Source organism: Brevundimonas sp. SL161 (genome assembly GCF_049896985.1).
Lineage (GTDB): Bacteria > Pseudomonadota > Alphaproteobacteria > Caulobacterales > Caulobacteraceae > Brevundimonas.
The window spans coordinates 1-872 of the sequence record NZ_JAFCVJ010000084.1; the positions used below are offsets into that span (position 1 = coordinate 1).

Below are 872 nucleotides of genomic sequence, written 5' to 3' on the forward strand. Positions count from 1 at the left end.
CGGCAGGCTCAAAGACTGGCGGCGCGTCGCCACCCGCTACGATCGATGCCCGACCGTCTTCCTGTCCGCCATCGCCCTCGCGGCGACCGTGCTCTTCTGGCTATGAGTCCTGAGCCTAGGCTCTTCCGATGAAGCAGCGTCATCTTGTCAAGCCGGGCAACGTGATCGGGGTGCGGGCGTTTTCCCATTTCAGGCTTAGCCGCTCTTGGACGGCGTCTGGCGAAAGCAGGCGAGGACGCGTCCCATGACCTTCATCTCCCGCCTTGTCTTCGGGGCCACCAGCCTTGTGCTCCTGCTTCTGGCTTTCGGCCTGATGGGCGTGGGCCTGATGGAACTGACCAAGGCCGGTAGTGGATCCGTCGACGCGGCCGGCGACGCCATTTTGGCGGCTCTGGGCTATGTCATCGTCGCCATCGCCGTCTTCGACGTGGCCAAATACATGTTTGAGGAGGAGGTCACCGGCGATCATGAAAAGCGCGGAGCCGCCGTGGCCCGGCGCTCTCTGACGAAGTTCCTTTCCACCATCGTCATCGCCCTTTTCCTCGAGGGGCTGGTGGTAGTGTTCAAGACCGCGCGCAGCGATGTCGCTCTGCTGGGCTATCCCACCGCCCTGGTTCTGGTCTCGGTCCTCGTACTCGTGGGGCTGGGCGTCTACCAGCGCTTCTCAGCCAGCGTTGAGGAAAAGGTCGGCGACGGCGACGAGGCCGCCAAACAGGAGGAAGATGCTCACAAGGCTTCGGTAAAGCGCTCACCCCACTAGGTGATGTGGACAAAGTGGATTCCCAAATCAGCTGATCGCTGATTCAAGGCTGTTCTTTGCGGAGAGCAGCCATGGTTCGTGGTTTGATGTCGGATGCGGAGTGGGCGTTCTT

Annotated in this window: 1 protein-coding gene and 1 pseudogene; both read left to right on the top strand. The window is 61.7% G+C overall.

Translation table 11 applies throughout. From position 1 onward, the window contains the following. Window positions 1–106: pseudogene (locus ACP7AU_RS17740) on the top strand (IS5/IS1182 family transposase); the annotation flags it as partial. A gap of 138 nt (window positions 107–244) precedes the next feature. Further along, window positions 245–760 carry a GNAT family acetyltransferase gene (locus ACP7AU_RS17745; protein WP_426038430.1) on the top strand — a complete coding sequence of 172 codons (516 nt, stop codon included), beginning with the start codon at window positions 245–247 and terminating at the stop codon, window positions 758–760. Window positions 761–872: the final 112 nt, after the last annotated feature.